The organism is Streptomyces sp. SID8374 (assembly GCF_009865135.1).
GTDB lineage: Bacteria > Actinomycetota > Actinomycetes > Streptomycetales > Streptomycetaceae > Streptomyces.
This window is the reverse complement of the sequence record NZ_WWGH01000001.1, coordinates 1,036,412-1,055,366: the sequence shown is the minus strand read 5'-3', so window position 1 is coordinate 1,055,366 and position 18,955 is coordinate 1,036,412. Positions and strand designations below refer to the sequence as shown.

Below are 18,955 nucleotides of genomic sequence, written 5' to 3'. Positions count from 1 at the left end.
CGATCACCCGGACCGGCCTCGGACTTCTCTACGAAGTTCGGGGCCGGTCCCCTTTTGTCCGTAGTCACATGCTCGAAGTTGCGCTAAAAGCTTCCTATGCAATCAACAACGCGCATCAGAGCGGCGGCAGTTGCCGTGGCGCTCGGGCTGTTCGCCGCCCTGGCCGGGCCCGGCAACGCCCGCGCCGATCAGGCAGCGCCGGAGGCCACCACGGTCGGCGACGTGACCGGGTTCCGTGCCCAGGGGGCCGTGTACCGGCTGAGCGCCGGTCCGGCCGAGGCCCGCGTCAGCTTCGTCTCCGAGGAGACCTTCCGCATCGAACTCGCCCCCGACGGCACCTTCACCGACCCCACCGGCGACGACATCGTCCTGCCGCAGGGCAAGGCGCCCCGCACCCGCTGGAAGGACCGCGGCGACCGCTACGAGCTGTCGACCGACGAGGTAACCCTGCGGGCCTACAAGAAGCCGCTGCGCTTCGCCCTCCACCGGGCCGACGGCAGCCGTATCTGGTCGGAGGCGAAGGGGCTGAGCTGGACCGGCGACACCACCGTCCAGACGCTCGCCCGGGGTGCCGGGGAGCAGTTCTACGGCGCCGGGATGCAGAACGGCCGCGGCAACACCTCCCACCGCGACAAGACCGTCCAGGTCGCCGTCGACTACAACTGGAACGACGGCGGCCACCCCAACTCCGTACCCTTCTACCTCTCGTCGGCCGGCTACGGCGTCTTCCGCAACACCTACGCCCCCAACACCTACGCGTTCACCGACCCGGTGACGACCAGTGCGAAGGAACAGCGCTTCGACGCCTACTACTTCGCCGGGGACGGCGCCAAGGACGTCATCGGCCGGTACACCGACCTCACCGGGAAGCCCTTCCTGCCGCCCGTCTACGGCATGGAGGTGGGTGACGCCGACTGCTACCTCCACAACGCCAACCGGGGCGAGCGCCGCACCCTGGACGCGCTGAAGGTCGCCGACGGGTACGTCGAACACGACATGCCGAACGGCTGGATGCTCGTCAACGACGGCTACGGGTGCGGCTACGAGGACCTGGAGGAGACCGCCCAGGGCCTGAAGGACCGCAAGATGGAGCTCGGCCTGTGGACCGAGGACGGCATCGAGAACCTCGCCGCCCAGGTGAAGGCGGGTCAGCGCGTCGCCAAGCTGGACGTCGCCTGGGTCGGCGAGGGCTACAAGTTCGCCCTCGACGGCTGCAAGGACGCCTATAAGGGCATCGAGGACAACAGCGACGCCCGGGGCTTCACCTGGGCCCCCGAGAGCTGGGCGGGCGCCCAGCGCTGCGGAGTCCAGTGGTCCGGCGACCAGTCCGGCACCTGGGAGTACATCCGCTGGCAGATCCCCACCTACGCGGGCGCCACGATGTCCGGACTCGCCTACACCACCGGTGACATCGACGGCATCTTCGGCGGCAGCGCCAAGACGTACACGCGTGACCTCCAGTGGAAGATGTTCCTCGGTACGACCATGACCATGGACGGCTGGGCCCCCATGGACAAGCAGCCCTTCCGCCACGGGGAGCCGTACACCTCCATCAACCGCGACTACCTGAAGCTCAAGGAGTCGCTGCTGCCGTACCAGTACAGCTACGCCCACGAGGCGACCAAGTCCGGTGTCGGTATGGTCCGACCGCTGATCCTCGAATACCCGGACGACCCGAAGGCGGCGACGGAGGCCGCGAAGTACGAGTTCCTCTCCGGCGAGCACTTCCTCGTGGCACCCGTCTACCAGGACACCACGGAGCGCCGGGACATCTATCTCCCCAAGGGCACCTGGATCGACTACTGGAGCGGCCGCACCTACGAGGGCCCCACCACCATCGGCTCCTACAGCGCCCCCCTCGACACCCTGCCGCTCTTCGTGAAGGCGGGCGCGGCCATCCCGATGTGGCCAGGCATCCGCTCGTACCGCGACCGCACCGCCTCCTCCCCGCTGGCCTGGGACGTCTACCCGCAGGGCAGCAGCTCCTTCACCCTGTACGAGGACGACGGCGTCACCCGCCAGCACCGCGACGGCAAGTACGCCACCCAGCGCGCCGACGTCCGCGCCCCCGTGCGCGGGCCGGGCGATGTCTCCGTCACCGTCAACGAGAGCCGGGGGAGCTTCACCGGCAAGCAGACGAAGCGACCGTACGAGTTCACCGTGCACACCGGCTCCGAGCCGCGCGCGGTGCAGCTGGACCGGGCCCTGCCCCGGCTGACCTCCGAGGCCGCCTACAAGGCCGCGCGGCAGGGCTGGTGGTACGACCGGGACGACCGTGGCGGTGTGGTGCACATCAAGACCGCACCCCTGCGCACGGACAAGAAGTTCACCGTGAAGCTGAGCGGCACCAGCGCGGTCGGCGGCAAGAAGGCTTCCGCGTCAGCTGTGCTGTCCGCTCCGACGGGCCAGGAGGCCGGTGCGGGAACGCCCGGCCAGGTCCAGGTGGACATCACCGCGGGCACCGCCGACCTCACGGACGCCACGGTCACCCTCCAGGTGCCCGCGGGCTGGAAGAGCGCCACGGCCAAGATCCCCGGCCGGATACCGGCGGGCACCACCCGCCGGGTCGCGGTGGAAGCCACCCCGGCGGAGGAGGCGGAGGTACGGGAGACCCGGCTCACCGCCCTCACCCGCTACCGGGCCGCCGGGGACGCCCGCACCAGCGAACAGCGGCTCGCGCTCTCCGTACTGCCACCGCCGCCCACCGGCCAGGCCTGGGCGAGCGACCTGGTCTGGCTCTCCGAGACCAACGGCTACGGGCCCGCCGAACGCGACCGCTCCAACGGGGAGTCGGGCGCGAGCGACGGGCGGACGCTGACGCTGGCGGGCACCACGTACGAGAAGGGCATCGGCACCCACGCCGACTCCGACATCGCGATCCACCTCGGCGGCCGCTGCACGGCCTTCACCGCCGACGTGGGCATCGACGACGAGATCGACGGCTATGGAGAGGTCGCGTTCTCCATAGAGGGTGACGGCAAGGTGCTGTGGACCTCACCGAAGCTGACCGGAGCCTCGGCGACCGTCCCGGTGGACGTGAAACTCGACGGCGTACGGCAGGTGCGTCTGAAGGTCACCGACACCAACGGGTCCAAGACGGGGGACCACGGCGACTGGGCGGCGGCGAAGTTCCACTGCGCCTGAGCCCCGGAACGCCGGAGGGGGTGCTGTACGGGGACGTCACCCCGTACAGCACCCCCTGCTCGCCCGTCACTCCTCGTCGGGACTCTCCCCGGACGCCTCGTCAGGGCCCTTGTCCTCGGGCTTCTTCCCCGGACCGTGACCCGGCTGACCCTGACCCTGACCCGACGGACCCTGGCCCGGTCCGGCCTCGGGACGCGGCGGCTTCGGCGGCCGGTTGCGGCCGCTGGACGGGTCCCGCAGATACGCCGAGTCCCCGCTCTCCGTCGCATGGCCGCCAGGACCCGGCCCGGGACCGCCGTCCCGGCGCCGCAGATACCGCTCGAACTCCCGGGCGATGGCCTCGCCGGACGCCTCGGGCAGCTCCGCGGTGTCCCGCGCCTCCTCCAGCGTCTGGACGTACTCCGCGACCTCGCTGTCCTCCGCCGCCAGCTGGTCCACGCCGAGCTGCCAGGCCCGCGCGTCCTCCGGCAGCTCACCCAGCGGGATGCGCAGCCCGATCAGGTCCTCAAGACGGTTCAGCAGGGCCAGCGTCGCCTTGGGGTTCGGCGGCTGCGACACATAGTGCGGCACCGCCGCCCACAGGCTCACCGCCGGCACCCCGGCATGCGTGCACGCCTCCTGGAGGATGCCGACGATCCCCGTCGGGCCCTCGTACCGGGTCTCCTCCAGGTCCATCGTCCGCGCCAGGTCCGCGTCGGAGGTGACCCCGCTCACCGGCACCGGCCGGGTGTGCGGGGTGTCACCGAGCAACGCGCCCAGGATGACGACCATTTCGACGCCCAGCTCATGGGCGAAGCCGAGGATCTCGTTGCAGAACGAGCGCCAGCGCATCGACGGTTCGATCCCGCGTACCAGGACCAGGTCCCGGGGCTTCTCCCCGCCGACGCGCACCACCGAGAGGCGGGTCGTCGGCCAGGTGACCTTCCGTACCCCGTTCTCCAGCCACACCGTGGGGCGGTTGACCTGGAAGTCGTAGTAGTCCTCGGCGTCCAGCGCCGCGAAAACCTCGCCCTTCCACTCCCGGTCCAGGTGGCTCACCGCTGTGGAGGCGGCGTCACCGGCGTCGTTCCAGCCTTCGAACGCGGCCACCATGACCGGGTCGATCAGCTCGGGCACCGACTCGAGCTCGATCACCCGGGCCTCCTTCCGAAGTCTCCATACGTACGGAGCAACCTTACGGCTTCGGGACCCTCGGACCGCAGCCCGTTTGCACGGCCGGGTGAACCTTGCCAGCAGGAGTGGATCATCGGGCCGAACAGTGCATCAGCCCGTGTCCGATCTCACTGCCAGAGCGTGGAAGGCGCCTCCCGCCGCACCACCGGCGCGATCTCCTCCGCGAACCGCTGGAGCGTCTCCAGCTGCTCCGGCCGGCTCAGCCCGAAGCCGTCCACGGTGATCGACTGGAGGTCGTGGCGGTAGACCGTGTGCCAGCCGAGGATCTTGTCGATGATCTGCTGCGGGGAGCCGATCAGCTGGGGGCCGCCCTCGATCGCGTCCTCGATGGTGCGGTACGGGGTGTTGTAGCCGGCCTTGCCCGCCAGGTGCGGCTTGAACGACTGCCGCACCCGCGCCTCGTACAGCTCCTTGTACTGCGCCACCGCCGCCTGCGAGCTGTCCGCGATGAGCAGCCCGCCCGAGCCCGCCGCCACGCGCGCGTCCGCCGGATCGTGCCCGTACGCCTCGAACCGCTCCCGGTAGTGCGCGATGAGCTTCGCGTACGCCTCGCGGGGCTGGATGGCGTTGGCGGTGAAGAGCGGGTCGCCGTGCTTCGCCGCCAGCTCGGGGGAGTTGAGGCTGGTGGCCGAGCCGTGCCAGATGCGGGGGAGACCGCCGTACGGGCGCGGCACGGTGGTCACGTTCTTCAGCGGCGGGCGGAACTCGCCCTCCCAGTCGACGCCCTCCTCGGTCCAGAGGCGGCGCAGCAGCTCGTACTTCTCCTTCTGGAGGTCCCACTGCCGCTCCTCGTCGAGGCCGAAGAGATCGAAGTGGCCCGCTTCGGCGCCCTTCCCGACGACCAGTTCGATCCGGCCCCGGGATATCTGGTCGAGGGTCGCGAAGTCCTCCGCCACCCGGACCGGGTCGAGGATCGCGACGACGGTGACCCCGGTGAGCAGCCGGATCGTGGTCGTACCGGCCGCGATCGCGCCGAGCACCACGCTCGGGCTGGAGGAGAGGAACGCCCCGGCGTGCCGCTCGCCGACCGAGTAGGAGTCGAAGCCCAGCTCCTCCGCCACGGACGCGGTGGCGATCACTTCCTCGAACCGGTCGGCAGGGGAGGGGAGTTCACCGGTCAGCGGGTGGCGGTCATGGCCGATCAGGGAAAGCACCGAAAATCTCATGACCTCCACTCTCCTCGCGGCACATTGCGCGCGTATGGCGGGAGTGTGGCGCGTGCCGAGGGCGGCCTCCCCGCAAGGGAGGCCGCCCTGGGTGGATCAGTCGCGGTCGGCCAGCAGCTTCTCGACGCCGTCGCGGACGTCGTCCGTCGCCAGGCCGCGGATCGTCAGCGTGGTCCGGTGGCGCAGCACGTCGTCCGCCGTCTCGGCCCACTCGTGGTCGCGGGCGTAGGCGACCTGCGCCCAGATCTCCGGGGCGTCCGGGTGGACGCGCTCGGCCAGCTCCGGGCTCTCGTTGGCCAGGCGCGCGATGTCGAAGGCGAGCGAGCCGTAGTGCGTGGCCAGGTGCCGGGCGGTGTCCGGCGCCATGCGCGGGCCGGGGGCGGGGCCGTCGATGAGCAGCCGGTGGGCGACCGCGTTCGGGTTGGCGATCCCGGGCAGCGGCAGCTTCTTCGGCAGCCGGTTCATCGGCTCCATGTCCTCGGCCAGCGGGTGCCCGGGCAGGGCGGCCAGCTTGTTCATCACCGTACGGCCGATGTGGCGGAACGTCGTCCACTTGCCGCCCGCGACCGACAGCATCCCGCCGCGGCCCTCCGTGACGACCGTCTCGCGCTTGGCCTTGGAGGTGTCCCCCGGACCGCCGGGCAGCACCCGAAGACCGGCGAAGGAGTACGTGATCAGGTCGCGCGAGAGCTGCTGGTCCTTGATCGAGAACGCCGCCTCGTCGAGGATCTGCGCGGTGTCCGCCTCGGTCACCGAGACGTCCGCCGGGTCGCCCTCGTACTCCTCGTCCGTCGTGCCGAGCAGGAGCATGTCCTCCCACGGCAGCGCGAACGTGATGCGGTACTTGTCGATCGGCGTGGCCAGCGCCGCCCGCCACGGACGGGTCCGCTTGAGGACCAGGTGGGCGCCCTTGGAGAGGCGGATGGAGGGGGCCGCGTTCGGGTCCTCCATCTTCCGCAGGTGGTCGACCCAGGGGCCGGTCGCGTTCAGCACGAGGCGGGCGGTGACGCCGAACTCCGTACCGTCCACGCTGTCCTTCAGCTCGGCGCCGGTGACCCGGCCCCGGGTGAAGCGGAGACCGGTGACGGCCGCGTGGTTGAGGACGACCGCGCCCGCGTCGACGGCCGCGCGGACCGTCATCAACGCCATCCGGGCGTCGTTCATCTGGTCGTCGCCGTAGACCGCGACGGCCTTCAGGTTGTCGGTGCGCAGCTCGGGCACATCGCGCTGCGCCTTGGCGGGGGAGATGACGTGGCCGACGCCGTCGCCGAACGCGGAGAGCGCGGAGTAGGCGAAGACGCCCGCGCCGAGCTTGGCCGCGCCGTGCGGGCCGCCCTTGTAGACCGGCAGGTAGAAGGTGAGCGGGTTGGCCAGGTGCGGGGCCACCTCGCGGGAGACCGCGCGGCGCTCGAAGTGGTTCTCCGCGACCAGCTTGACCGCACCGGTCTGGAGGTAGCGCAGACCGCCGTGGAGCAGCTTGGAGGAGGCGGAGGAGGTGGCGCCGGCGAAGTCGCCGGCATCCACCAGTGCCACCCGCAGCCCGGACTGCGCGGCATGCCAGGCGGTGGAGATGCCCAGGATGCCACCGCCGATGACCAGGAGGTCGTACGTCGCCCGGGACAGCTGCTCCCGGGTTTCGGCGCGGCTCGGCAGGGAGCCGGAGGCCGGGTGCGTTCCGAGGGCGGGAACGCTCTGCAGGGTGGTCATTTGAATGCTCCTCGTCAGCTTTCTTCGTCCTCGATCCAGCCCATGGTCCGTTCGACGGCCTTGAGCCAGCTCTTGTACTCGCGGGCACGGGTGTCCGCGTCCATGCGGGGGGTCCACTCGGCGGCCCGGCGCCAGTTGGCGCGCAGCGCGTCGGTGTCCGGCCAGAAGCCGACGGCGAGGCCGGCGGCGTAGGCCGCGCCGAGGCAGGTGGTCTCGGCGACCATGGGGCGCACCACCGGCGCGTCCAGGAAGTCGGCGAGCGTCTGCATCAGCAGGTTGTTGGAGGTCATGCCGCCGTCGACCTTGAGCGCGGCCAGCTCGACGCCGGAGTCCTTCGTCATGGCGTCGCTGATCTCGCGGGTCTGCCAGGCGGTGGCCTCCAGGACGGCACGGGCGATGTGCGCCTTGGTGACGTAACGGGTCAGTCCGGCGATCACACCGCGGGCGTCGGGACGCCAGTAGGGGGCGAACAGCCCGGAGAAGGCGGGCACGAAATAGGCGCCGCCGTTGTCCTCGACCGAGGAGGCCAGCGTCTCGATCTCGGCGGCCGACTTGATCAGGCCCATCTGGTCGCGCATCCACTGCACCAGCGAACCGGTGACCGCGATGGAGCCCTCCAGGGCGTACACCGGGGGCTTGTCGCCGATCTGGTAGCCGACGGTGGTGAGCAGCCCGTTGTACGAGTTGACCGGCGTGCCACCGGTGTTCATCAGCATGAAGGTGCCGGTGCCGTACGTGGACTTGGCCTCGCCCTCGGCGAAACAGGTCTGGCCGAACAGGGCCGCCTGCTGGTCGCCGAGCGCGGAGGCGACGGGCACGCCGTCGAGGATGCCGCCCTTGGCGTGGCCGTACACCTCGGCGGAGGAGCGGATCTCGGGGAGGACCGCGGCCGGGATGCCGATGGAGTGGAGGATCTTCTCGTCCCACTCCATCCGGTGCAGGTTCATCAGGAGGGTGCGCGAGGCGTTGGTGACGTCGGTGACGTGGACGCCGCCGTCGGTGCCGCCGGTCAGGTTCCAGATGACCCAGGAGTCCATGGTGCCGAAGAGGATGTCGCCGGCCTCGGCGCGCTCGCGCAGCCCTTCGACGTTGTCGAGGAGCCAGCGGACCTTGGGCCCGGCGAAGTACGAGGCGAGCGGCAGCCCGGTCTCACGGCGGAAGCGGTCCTGGCCCACGTTGCGGCCCAGCTCCTTGCAGAGCGCGTCGGTACGGGTGTCCTGCCAGACCAGCGCGTTGTGCACCGGCTCACCGGTGTTCTTGTCCCACAGCAGGGTGGTCTCGCGCTGGTTGGTGATGCCGATCGCCTTGACGTCGGCGGAGGTGATGCCGGCCTTGACGATGGCCCCGGCGACGACCTCCTGCACGTTCTCCCAGATCTCGGTCGCGTCGTGCTCGACCCATCCCGGCTTCGGGAAGATCTGCTCGTGCTCCTTCTGGTCGACCGAGACGATCCGGCCGTCCTTGTCGAAGACGATGCAGCGGCTGGAGGTGGTGCCCTGGTCGATGGCCGCGATGAACGGGCCGGTGCCGTGGGTGCCGGTGGTGTGTGCGTCGGTCACGGTGTGCTCCCGGAAGTCTGTGAAGTGATGGGGTTACGGCGCTGGTACCCGGTCTCGGGTCCGCGTCCCGGTCTCGGGCTAGGCGAAGGCGAGGTTGTAGAGCCCGCCGGCGAGGGCGCCGCCGATGAGCGGACCCACGATGGGTACCCACGCGTAGCCCCAGTCCGAACCACCCTTGTTCGGCAGCGGCAGCACCGCGTGCACGATGCGCGGTCCGAGGTCGCGGACCGGGTTGATGGCGTAACCCGTGGGCCCGCCGAGCGAGAGGCCGATGCCGACCACGACCAGGGCGGTGACCAGGGCGCCGAGCACGCCGAGGCCGTTGCCCTCGTCGTTCAGGCCCTGGGTCAGGATCGCCAGGACCAGCACGACGGTGGCGATGACCTCGGTGACGACGTTCTGCACGCCGTTGCGGATCTCGGGGCCGGTGGAGAAGATCCCGAGCACCGGTCCGGCCTTGGGGGCGGAGGTCTGGTCGACCATCGCCTCGTCGGCGGGCTGCGCCTTGATGATCTCCGGGTCGTTGAGGTGGGCGTGGAACTGCCCGTAGTACACCGCGTAGACCAGTACGGCGCCGATCATCGCGCCGAGCAGCTGCGAGCCGAGGTAGAGGGGCACGTCGCCCCACGCGGTGCCGCCCTTGATGGCGAGGCCGAGGGTGACCGCGGGGTTGAGGTGGGCACCCGAGACGCCGCCGGCCAGATAGGCGCCGGTCAGCACGGCGAAACCCCACCCGAAGGTGATGGCCGGCCAGCCCGCGTTCTGGGCCTTCGAGCGCTTCAGCGTGACGGCGGCACAGACACCGCCGCCGAGCAGGATGAGTACGGCGGTCCCGATGGTCTCGCCGATGAAAATGTCGGAGCTGGACACCCGCGACTCCTTTGTCCTTCGTCCAGGGGAGAGCGGAACACCGGGTCCCTCCGGTGGTCCGCGCCCCAGATGGGTATCCACAAAGCGTGGGCAGCCCACCTGTAAGGGCTTGACCGGCCCTTGGCACTGTCACACCCTAACGCGTATTGCCGTTAGGCGTTCGACAATGCCGACCGTTGAACGGCAGTGTTTCCCCCGAGTGAAGGAAGCGTCAAGGGTTCTGTGTCCGAGGACTCGGTGCGCGACGCGATCGTTACCCCACAATGCGCCCGGGTGCACGCGGGCGCATCCGGGCGCTCAGATGTGGACACGCGCCAGGCGTTACGGGGGTGGTCTCCGGGTCCTCAGGGGCGGCCCGGCTCTCGGTGGCAGCCCCCCCCGGGAGCGCCCGGTCCTCAGAAGCGGCCGGCGCCCAGGTCCCGGGAGACCGCCCGGGCGCAGTCCCGTACGGCCGCGATCAGCTCGGGGCGCAGCACGCCGCCCGGAGCCACCCGCTCCACCGCGCCCACCGGCATCCTGCGCCGGTCGTGGATCGGGGCGGACACGGCGGCCACCCCCTCCCAGGTCTCCTCGGCGTCGGCGGCCCAGCCCTGGGCGCGGATCAGGTCCAGCATCGCCTCGAACTCGTCGGCGGCCGTGACCGTACGCGCGGTGAAGGAGCGGCGCTCCGCCTCCATGACCTCGCTGTGCGCCACCGGGTCGTACGCGGACAGCACCTTGCCCAGCGCCGTGGAGTGCAGCGGCTGCATCGCCCCGACCTCCAGCACCTGGCGGCTGTCGTCGGGCCGGAAGACGTGGTGGACGATGAGCACGCCGTGCTGGTGGAGCACGCCGAGGTGGACGCTCTCGCCGCTGGAGCGGGCCAGGTCGTCCGTCCAGACCAGGGCGCGGGCCCGCAGCTCGTGGACGTCGAGATAGCTGTTGCCGAGCCGCAGCAGCTCGGCGCCGAGCTGGTAGCGCCCCGAGGTGGCGTCCTGCTCCACGAACCCCTCCAGCTGGAGGGTGCGGAGGATTCCGTGGGCGGTGCCCTTGGCCAGCCCCAGGGAGGAGGCGATGTCGGACAGCCCGAGCCGCCGCTCGCCGCCCGCCAGCAGACGCAGCATCGCGGCCGCCCGCTCCAGCGACTGGATGTTCTTGGCCATCGCGCCGTACTCCTCCACCTCGGTTCGACAATGCTGAACACTATCGGTCGATGCCGACCTGCGCCGGACTCCGGGGGAAAGTCTCCTCCCGACGGCCCGCCGCGCCCGCACCCGCACAGCATGCAGTCCGCCTCATGGACGGACCGACCACGCACCGAGGTGTCCGGCTACGCTGACGGGGTGCGCCTTCCCCAAGAAGGACGCAAAGCCGACAGCCGTCGCATCCCTGGGAGATCATCCATGGCCTCGTTGCCGACACCCGCCCCCGACAGCCGGACTCGCGCGCAGGCCCTGCGCGAGGCACTCGCCACCCGGGTGGTGGTGGCCGACGGAGCGATGGGCACCATGCTCCAGGCACAGGACCCGACCCTTGAGGACTTCGAGAACCTCGAAGGCTGCAACGAGATCCTCAACATCACCCGCCCGGACATCGTGCGCACCGTCCACGAGGAATATTTCGCGGTCGGCGTCGACTGCGTCGAGACCAACACCTTCGGTGCGAACCACTCCGCCGCCAACGAGTACGAGATCGCCGACCGGATCCACGAGCTCTCCGAGTCCGGCGCCCGCATCGCCCGCGAGGTCGCCGACGAGTTCACCGCCAAGGACGGCCGCCAGCGCTGGGTCCTCGGCTCCATCGGCCCCGGCACCAAGCTGCCCTCGCTCGGCCACATCTCCTACGACGTCCTGCGCGACGGCTACCAGCAGAACGCCGAGGGCCTCCTCGCGGGCGGCTCCGACGCCCTGATCGTCGAGACCACCCAGGACCTGCTGCAGACCAAGTCCAGCATCATCGGCGCCCGCCGGGCGATGGACGCGCTCGGCATCGACGTCCCCCTGATCTGCTCCCTCGCCTTCGAGACCACCGGCGTCATGCTGCTCGGCTCCGAGATCGGCGCCGCCCTGACCGCCCTGGAGCCGCTGGGCATCGACCTCATCGGGCTGAACTGCTCCACCGGCCCGGACGAGATGAGCGAGCACCTGCGCTATCTGGCGCGCCACTCCCGTACGCCCCTGATGTGCATGCCCAATGCCGGCCTGCCCGTCCTCACCAAGGACGGCGCGCACTTCCCGCTCGGCCCCGACGGTCTCGCCGACTCCCAGGAGCTGTTCGTCCGGGACTACGGCCTCTCCCTCATCGGCGGCTGCTGCGGTACGACCCCGGCGCACATGAAGGCCGTCGTGGAGCGGGCCCAGGGGCTCACGCCCACCGAGCGCGACCCGCGCCCCGAGCCCGGCGCCGCCTCGCTCTACCAGACGATCCCCTTCCGCCAGGACACCGCCTACCTGGCGATCGGTGAGCGCACCAACGCCAACGGCTCCAAGAAGTTCCGCGAGGCCATGCTGGAGGCCCGCTGGGACGACTGCGTGGAGATGGCCCGCGACCAGATCCGCGAGGGCGCGCACATGCTCGACCTCTGCGTCGACTACGTGGGCCGCGACGGCGTCGCCGACATGAGCGAGCTGGCCGGCCGCTTCGCCACCGCCTCCACCCTGCCGATCGTGCTGGACTCCACCGAACTGCCCGTGCTCCGCGCCGGACTGGAGAAGCTCGGCGGCCGCGCGGTGCTGAACTCGGTCAACTACGAGGACGGTGACGGCCCCGACTCCCGCTTCGCGCAGGTCAGCGCCCTGGCCGCCGAGCACGGCGCCGCCCTGATCGCCCTGACGATCGACGAGGAGGGCCAGGCCCGCACCGTCGAACACAAGGTCGCCATCGCCGAGCGGCTCATCGAGGACCTCACCACCAACTGGGGCATCCGCGAGTCCGACATCCTCATCGACACCCTGACCTTCACCATCTGCACCGGCCAGGAGGAGTCCCGCGGCGACGGCATCGCCACCATCGGGGCGATCCGCGAGCTGAAGAAGCGCCACCCGGACGTCCAGACCACCCTGGGCCTCTCCAACATCTCCTTCGGCCTCAACCCGGCCGCCCGGGTCGTGCTGAACTCCGTCTTCCTCGACGAGTGTGTCAAGGCGGGCCTGGACTCCGCGATCGTCCACGCCTCCAAGATCCTGCCCATCGCCCGGCTGGAGGAGGAGCAGGTCAAGGTCGCCCTCGACCTGATCTACGACCGCCGCGCCGAGGGCTACGACCCCCTCCAGAAGCTCATGGAGCTCTTCGAGGGCGTCAACATGAAGTCGATGAAGGCGGGCAAGGCCGAGGAGCTGATGGCCCTCCCGCTGGACGAGCGGCTCCAGCGCCGCATCATCGACGGCGAGAAGAACGGCCTGGAGGCCGACCTCGACGAAGCCCTCCAGGACACCCCCGCCCTCGACATCGTCAACAACACGCTGCTCGAAGGCATGAAGGTGGTCGGCGAGCTGTTCGGCTCCGGCCAGATGCAGCTGCCGTTCGTCCTCCAGTCCGCCGAGGTCATGAAGAGCGCGGTGGCACACCTTGAGCCGCACATGGAGAAGACCGACGACGACGGCAAGGGCACGATCGTGCTCGCCACCGTCCGCGGCGACGTCCACGACATCGGCAAGAACCTCGTCGACATCATCCTCTCCAACAACGGCTACAACGTCGTCAACCTCGGCATCAAGCAGCCCGTCTCCGCGATCCTGGAAGCCGCCGAGGAGCACCGCGCCGACGTCATCGGCATGTCCGGTCTCCTGGTCAAGTCCACCGTGATCATGAAGGAGAACCTCCAGGAGCTGAACCAGCGCAAGATGGCCGCCGACTTCCCGGTCATCCTCGGCGGCGCCGCGCTGACCAGGGCCTACGTGGAGCAGGACCTGCACGAGATCTACGAGGGCGAGGTCCGCTACGCCCGCGACGCCTTCGAGGGCCTGCGCCTGATGGACGCGCTCATCGGGGTCAAGCGCGGTGTGCCGGGCGCGGCCCTGCCCGAGCTCAAGCAGCGCCGGGTCCCCAAGAAGGACGTGGCGGCGGTGCTGGAGGTCGAGGAGCCCGAGGGTTCGGTGCGCTCGGACGTCTCCACCACCAACCCCGTCCCCGAGCCGCCGTTCTGGGGCACCCGGGTCATCAAGGGCATCCCGCTCAAGGAGTACGCCTCCTGGCTGGACGAAGGCGCCCTGTTCAAGGGGCAGTGGGGCCTCAAGCAGGCCAGGACCGGCGACGGACCGACGTACGAGGAGCTGGTGGAGACCGAGGGGCGCCCGCACCTGCGCGGCTGGCTGGACCACCTCCAGTCCAACAACCTCCTGGAAGCGGCCGTCGTCTACGGCTACTTCCCCTGCGTCTCCAAGGGCGAGGACCTGATCCTCCTCCACGAGGACGGCTCCGAGCGGACCCGCTTCACCTTCCCGCGCCAGCGCCGCGGCCGCCGCCTCTGCCTCGCGGACTTCTTCCGCCCCGAGGAGTCCGGCGAGACGGACGTCATCGGCCTCCAGGTCGTCACCGTCGGCTCCCGGATCGGCGAGGCCACCGCCGAGCTGTTCGCCGCCAACTCCTACCGCGACTACCTGGAGCTGCACGGCCTCTCCGTCCAGCTCGCCGAGGCCCTGGCCGAGTACTGGCACGCCCGGGTCCGCAGCGAGCTGGGCTTCGCGGGGGAGGACCCCGCCGACGTCGAGGACATGTTCGCGCTGAAGTACCGGGGCGCCCGGTTCTCGCTCGGCTACGGGGCCTGCCCGGACCTGGAGGACCGCGCGAAGATCGCCGACCTCCTGGAGCCGGGCCGGATCGGTGTGGAGCTCTCCGAGGAGTTCCAGCTCCACCCGGAGCAGTCCACCGACGCCCTCGTCATCCACCACCCCGAGGCGAAGTACTTCAACGCACGGTAGCCGCCCCTTCACCCCGCGGCTCCGCGTCGTTCGCGCGCCGTGGCCGGACAAGTCGTACACTGGTCGGTCCAGTGCAGGCCGGTCGCCCTCCCACCCGGGAATGGCGGCCGGCCTTCTCGTCCCTTACGGAAGGTGTGCCGGATGACGAGTACGGTCCCCGCGTCCCTGACCCGCACGGCCGAAGGCGCCGCCCTCCAGGCGGTCCTTCTCGACATGGACGGAACCCTGGTCGATACCGAGGGCTTCTGGTGGGACGTCGAGAAGGAGGTCTTCGCCGACCTCGGACACCGGCTGGAGGAGCCCTGGCGGGACGTCGTCGTCGGCGGACCGATGACCCGCAGCGCGGGCTACCTCATCGACGTCACCGGTGCCGACATCTCCCTGGACAAGCTGACCGTGCTGCTGAACGACCGCTTCGAGCAGCGCATCCGGCACGGCGTGCCGCTGATGCCGGGCGCCGAGCGGCTGCTCGCCGAGCTGGCCGAGTCGAAGATCCCCACCGCGCTCGTCTCGGCCTCCCACCGCCGGATCATCGACCGGGTGCTGGACTCCGTCGGCCACCACCACTTCGCGCTCACGGTCGCCGGTGACGAGGTCACCCGCACCAAGCCGCACCCCGAGCCCTACCTCACCGCCGCCGCGGGCTTCCGCGCCGACCCGTGGCGCTGCGCCGTCATCGAGGACACCGCGACCGGGGTCGCCGCGGCCGAGGCGGCGGGGTGCCGGGTGGTCGCCGTACCGTCCGTGGCGCCCATCGCACCCGCCGTCGGCCGGGTCGTCGTCGGCTCGCTCGAAGAGGTCGACCTCCCCTTCCTCCGCAAGCTCATCACCGGCACGGGCTGAAGAAACCGTGTGCGTTCCGGCAACTTTCCGTGGACGTGAATCAGCCACAGCCCATCTGTGTGAAGAGGTGTGACGGGTGAGCTTCCTCACCTGAAAGCCCTCCACGGCCTGCCGTCATCGGTTGATCTGTCCGGAATGGTGATCAAATATCGCCCCCTTCGGACGCCGGAGGAGGTCGGCCGCCTCCGAGCGCGGTCGGGGCGGCCACCGGCGGCTACTAACTTTGATTCCTCACCCACCGTGATGAGGGAGAACGCCCGTATGAACCGCAAGACCCTGGTGCTGCCGGCCGTCGTCGGCCTGCTCGCCCCCGTGCTCGCCGCCTGCGGCAGCACGGACAGCGGCGCCGGTGGCGAAGGCGCCATCGTCGTCGGCACCACGGACCAGCTCGTGGCCTCCGAGGAGAACCCCGCTCCTCTCGACCCGGCCATCGGGTACGAGGCAGGCGTCTGGAACGTCCTGCGGCAGACCGTGCAGACCCTGACCACCGTCCCCAACGGCGGCGGCGAGCCGGTCCCCGAGGCCGCCCAGAGCTGCACCTTCACGGACACGGCGAACGAGAGCTACCGCTGCACCCTGCGCGCGGGCCTGAAGTTCGCCGACGGCACCCCCGTCACCGCCGAGGATGTGAAGTTCTCCATCCAGCGGGTCATCGACATCAACTCCGACAGCGGACCGGTCGGGCTCCTCGCCAACATCGACACGATCGAGACCAAGGGCGACAACCAGGTGGTCTTCCACCTGAACACGCCCGACGCGACCTTCCCGTACAAGCTCGCCACCCCCGCCGCCGGCATCGTCCCCAAGGCGAAGTACCCGGCGAAGGAGGCGCGCGACGGCTTCCAGGTCGACGGCTCGGGGCCGTACACCATGAAGCCGCGGACCGAGGGCGGCCGGGTCACCCGCATCACCTTCACCAAGAACCCCTCCTACAAGGGCGAGCTGAAGGTCCTCAACGACAAGGTCGACATGGACCTCTTCCCCGACGCCGAAGCCATGGGCAAGGCGCTGGAGGAGAAGAAGATCCACATGATGACCCGGGCCATGTCGCCCGAGCAGGCCCGCGACATGCTCGTGAAGCCGAAGGAGGGCATCGAGTTGACCGAGATGCCCGGCCTCGCCATCAGCTACCTCGGGTTCAACACCAAGGACCCGGTGGTCAACAAGGCCGTACGGCAGGCCATGGCGCAGATCATCGACCGGGGCGAGATCGCGGGCAAGGTGTACGGCACCACCGCCGAGCCGCTCTACTCGGTGATCCCCTCCAGCATCACGGGCCACACCAACGCCTTCTTCAACAAGTACGGCGAGCCCAGCACCGCCAAGGCCGCGCAGACCCTGGAGAAGGCCGGGGTCAAGACGCCGGTGAAGTTCACCCTGCACTACACCAACGACCACTACGGCTCCGCCACCGCCAAGGAGTTCAAGGCGCTCCAGGGCCAGCTGAACGGCTCGGGCCTCTTCGAAGTCGCGGTCCAGGGCAAGGAGTGGTCGAAGTACCGCCCGGAGCAGAAGCGCGGCGACTACGCGGCGTACGGCATGGGCTGGTTCCCCGACTTCCCGGACCCGGACAACTACACCGCCCCGTTCCTGGACAAGAACAACTTCCTCAACTCGCCCTACCGGTCGCAGGAAGCGCAGAACGTCCTGATCCCCAAGTCGCGCCGTGAGGCCGACCGCAGCGCCGCCGCCACGACGTACGAGAAGCTCCAGGACATCGTCGCCACCGACGTCCCGGTCCTGCCGATCTGGCAGGGCAAGCAGTACGTCGCCTCCCGCAGCGGGGTCGCCGGGGTCGAGAGGTCCGTCAGCGCCACCTCCGAGCTCCAGCTCTGGGAGCTCAACAGGACCAGCGCCTGAGCAAACGCCGAAGCCGTCCGGCCCGCACCTCCTGTCAACAGGACCGGTGCGGGCCGGACGGCTTTCGTGCGGTGGCCACTACTGCGCGCCGGGGCGCACCAGCCCGCTCTCGTACGCGTACACCGCGGCCTGCACCCGGTCGCGCAGGCCCAGCTTCGTCAGCACATGGCCCACATGCGTCTTGACCGTCGTCTCGCTGACGAACAGGTCCGCCGCGATCTCCGCGTTGGACAGCCCGCGCGCCACCAGCTTCAGGACCTCCACCTCACGGTCCGTCAGCGTGTGCAGGGCGTCCGGCACCGGGTCCTCGCCGGAGGGCAGATGGTCCGCGTACTTGTCGAGGAGGCGGCGCGTGATGCTCGGGGCGAGCATCGCCTCGCCCGCCGCCACCACCCGGATCGCCTGGACCAGCTCATTGGCCGGGGCGTCCTTCAGCAGGAAGCCGCTCGCCCCCGCCCGCAGTGCCTCCACCACATACTCGTCGAGGTCGAACGTGGTCAGCACCAGCACCTTGGCCGGGCCGTCCTTGCCGGGGCCGGTGATCTGCCGGGTCGCCTCCACCCCGTCCATCCGCGGCATCCGGATGTCCATCAGCACCACATCGGGCTGGAGCGCCCGCACCTGGTCGATGGCCTGGAGACCGTCGCCGGCCTCACCGACCACCGCCAGATCGCCCTCGGCCTCCAGAATCATCCGGAAACCCGTGCGCAGCAGCGGCTGGTCGTCGACCAGTAGGACGCGGATCGCCACGGAAACTCCTTAACGGCCCTCAAGAGCCACGGGTCGGCCGGCCTCGGCCCGGTCGGAGCCCATTCTGCCCTGGTCATCCTCGCCCGACTCCGCCGGGCGGACCGACAGCGGGTATACCGGGGGAGTCCCGCCGAATTCCGGACAGACCGCCTGGTGGTCGCACCAGCCGCACAGCTTCGTCGGACGCGGCCGCCAGTCACCGGTCTCCGTCGCCAGCGCGATCGCCTCCCACAGAGCCAGCAGCTTGCGCTCCACCCGCTCCAGATCCGCCACCACCGGGTCGTACGTCAGCACATCGCCGCTGCCCAGATAGACCAGCTGGAGCCGGCGCGGCACGATCCCCTTCAGCCGCCAGATCACCAGCGCGTAGAACTTCATCTGGAAGAGCGGGCCCTCGGCATACTCCGGCCGCGGCGCCTTCCCCGTCTTGTAGTCGACGATCCGCACATCACCGGTGGGCGCCACATCGACCCGGTCGATCACCCCGCGCAGCCGCAGCCCCGACTCCAGCTCCGTCTCGACGAACAGCTCGCGCTCGGCCGGCTCCAGACGCGTCGGGTCCTCCAGCGAGAACCACCGCTCCACCAGCCGCTCCGCCTCACCGAGCCAGCGCGACAGCCGCTCACCCTCGGCGTCCCCGGCGAACAGCTCACCCAGCTCCGGCTTCGCCTCCAGCAGCCGCTCCCACTGGCCGGGAATCAGCGCCCGCGCCCGAGGTGCCGTACGGTCCGCCGCCGGGGCGTCGAAGAGCCGCTCCAGCACCGCATGGACCAGGGTGCCCCGGGTAGCAGCCTCGCTGGGCTTCTCCGGCAGTTTGTCGATGACCCGGAAGCGGTAGAGCAGAGGGCACTGCATGAAATCGCTCGCGCGCGAGGGCGACAGAGATGTGGGCGGCTGCGGCGGCCGGGGCACGGAGGTCATGTCTCAAGACCCTACGGCCCGCCACTGACAGTCGGCGGCATACCATCGACGGCAGACCCTCGCA

The 18,955-nt window shown here is 70.1% G+C and carries 12 protein-coding genes; 4 read left to right on the top strand and 8 right to left on the bottom strand.

Annotated features, from left to right (window positions below):
- Positions 1–96 precede the first annotated feature (96 nt).
- Positions 97–3,144 carry an NPCBM/NEW2 domain-containing protein gene (locus GTY67_RS04725; protein ID WP_161277873.1) on the top strand — a complete coding sequence of 1,016 codons (3,048 nt, stop codon included), beginning with the start codon at positions 97–99 and terminating at the stop codon, positions 3,142–3,144.
- A gap of 66 nt (positions 3,145–3,210) precedes the next feature.
- On the opposite strand, the gene GTY67_RS04720 is transcribed toward GTY67_RS04725, so the two are convergent.
- The 6 genes from GTY67_RS04720 to GTY67_RS04695 form a co-directional block, all read right to left on the bottom strand.
- Positions 3,211–4,278 (bottom strand): PAC2 family protein, encoded by a 1,068-nt coding sequence (locus GTY67_RS04720; protein ID WP_161277872.1) that lies wholly within the window; start codon positions 4,276–4,278, stop codon positions 3,211–3,213.
- A 146-nt stretch (positions 4,279–4,424) separates the two neighbouring features.
- Positions 4,425–5,483: an LLM class flavin-dependent oxidoreductase gene (locus GTY67_RS04715; RefSeq protein ID WP_161277871.1), complete on the bottom strand. Its 1,059-nt coding sequence runs from the start codon at positions 5,481–5,483 to the stop codon at positions 4,425–4,427.
- A gap of 96 nt (positions 5,484–5,579) precedes the next feature.
- Positions 5,580–7,190, bottom strand: a complete 1,611-nt coding sequence (locus tag GTY67_RS04710; protein WP_161277870.1) for a glycerol-3-phosphate dehydrogenase/oxidase — start codon at positions 7,188–7,190, stop codon at positions 5,580–5,582.
- 14 nt (positions 7,191–7,204) lie between these two features.
- Positions 7,205–8,749, bottom strand: coding sequence for a glycerol kinase GlpK (gene glpK, locus GTY67_RS04705; RefSeq protein ID WP_093691586.1), 1,545 nt, complete (start codon positions 8,747–8,749; stop codon positions 7,205–7,207).
- A gap of 78 nt (positions 8,750–8,827) precedes the next feature.
- Positions 8,828–9,619, bottom strand: a complete 792-nt coding sequence (locus GTY67_RS04700) for an MIP/aquaporin family protein (RefSeq protein ID WP_093691588.1) — start codon at positions 9,617–9,619, stop codon at positions 8,828–8,830.
- Positions 9,620–10,014: 395 nt separating this feature from the next.
- The gene (locus GTY67_RS04695) at positions 10,015–10,761 is read right to left on the bottom strand and encodes an IclR family transcriptional regulator (protein WP_161277869.1); all 747 of its coding nucleotides are present in this window, start codon (positions 10,759–10,761) and stop codon (positions 10,015–10,017) included.
- A 240-nt stretch (positions 10,762–11,001) separates the two neighbouring features.
- Here GTY67_RS04695 and metH point away from each other — a divergent pair, with 240 nt between their 5' ends.
- The 3 genes from metH to GTY67_RS04680 all read left to right on the top strand — a co-directional run bounded on the left by metH (position 11,002) and on the right by GTY67_RS04680 (position 17,220).
- The gene (gene metH, locus GTY67_RS04690; RefSeq protein ID WP_161277868.1) at positions 11,002–14,517 is read left to right on the top strand and encodes a methionine synthase; all 3,516 of its coding nucleotides are present in this window, start codon (positions 11,002–11,004) and stop codon (positions 14,515–14,517) included.
- A 141-nt stretch (positions 14,518–14,658) separates the two neighbouring features.
- Complete coding sequence (locus tag GTY67_RS04685; protein ID WP_093691592.1) at positions 14,659–15,360, top strand: HAD family phosphatase; 702 nt, start codon at positions 14,659–14,661, stop codon at positions 15,358–15,360.
- Between the two features lie 261 nt (positions 15,361–15,621).
- Entirely contained in the window at positions 15,622–17,220 is a 1,599-nt protein-coding gene (locus tag GTY67_RS04680) for an ABC transporter substrate-binding protein (protein WP_161277867.1), read from the top strand.
- A 78-nt stretch (positions 17,221–17,298) separates the two neighbouring features.
- On the opposite strand, the gene GTY67_RS04675 is transcribed toward GTY67_RS04680, so the two are convergent.
- Both GTY67_RS04675 and GTY67_RS04670 read right to left on the bottom strand, forming a co-directional pair.
- On the bottom strand, positions 17,299–17,970 hold the full coding sequence (locus GTY67_RS04675) for a response regulator transcription factor (RefSeq protein ID WP_030570198.1): 672 nt from the start codon (positions 17,968–17,970) through the stop codon (positions 17,299–17,301).
- Positions 17,971–17,979: 9 nt separating this feature from the next.
- Positions 17,980–18,825: a PD-(D/E)XK nuclease family protein gene (locus GTY67_RS04670; RefSeq protein WP_237502704.1), complete on the bottom strand. Its 846-nt coding sequence runs from the start codon at positions 18,823–18,825 to the stop codon at positions 17,980–17,982.
- Between the last annotated feature and the right edge of the window lie 130 nt (positions 18,826–18,955).

Excerpts from the sequence above, each read along its gene's own strand:
- metH (WP_161277868.1), top strand. The coding sequence starts at position 11,002 with ATGGCCTCGTTGCCGACACCCGCCCCCGACAGCCGGACTCGCGCGCAG.
- GTY67_RS04685 (WP_093691592.1), top strand. The coding sequence starts at position 14,659 with ATGACGAGTACGGTCCCCGCGTCCCTGACCCGCACGGCCGAAGGCGCC.
- GTY67_RS04715 (WP_161277871.1), bottom strand. The coding sequence starts at position 5,483 with ATGAGATTTTCGGTGCTTTCCCTGATCGGCCATGACCGCCACCCGCTG.
- GTY67_RS04670 (WP_237502704.1), bottom strand. The coding sequence starts at position 18,825 with ATGCAGTGCCCTCTGCTCTACCGCTTCCGGGTCATCGACAAACTGCCG.
- GTY67_RS04710 (WP_161277870.1), bottom strand. The coding sequence starts at position 7,190 with ATGACCACCCTGCAGAGCGTTCCCGCCCTCGGAACGCACCCGGCCTCC.
- GTY67_RS04680 (WP_161277867.1), top strand. The coding sequence starts at position 15,622 with ATGAACCGCAAGACCCTGGTGCTGCCGGCCGTCGTCGGCCTGCTCGCC.
- GTY67_RS04725 (WP_161277873.1), top strand. The coding sequence starts at position 97 with ATGCAATCAACAACGCGCATCAGAGCGGCGGCAGTTGCCGTGGCGCTC.
- GTY67_RS04695 (WP_161277869.1), bottom strand. The coding sequence starts at position 10,761 with ATGGCCAAGAACATCCAGTCGCTGGAGCGGGCGGCCGCGATGCTGCGT.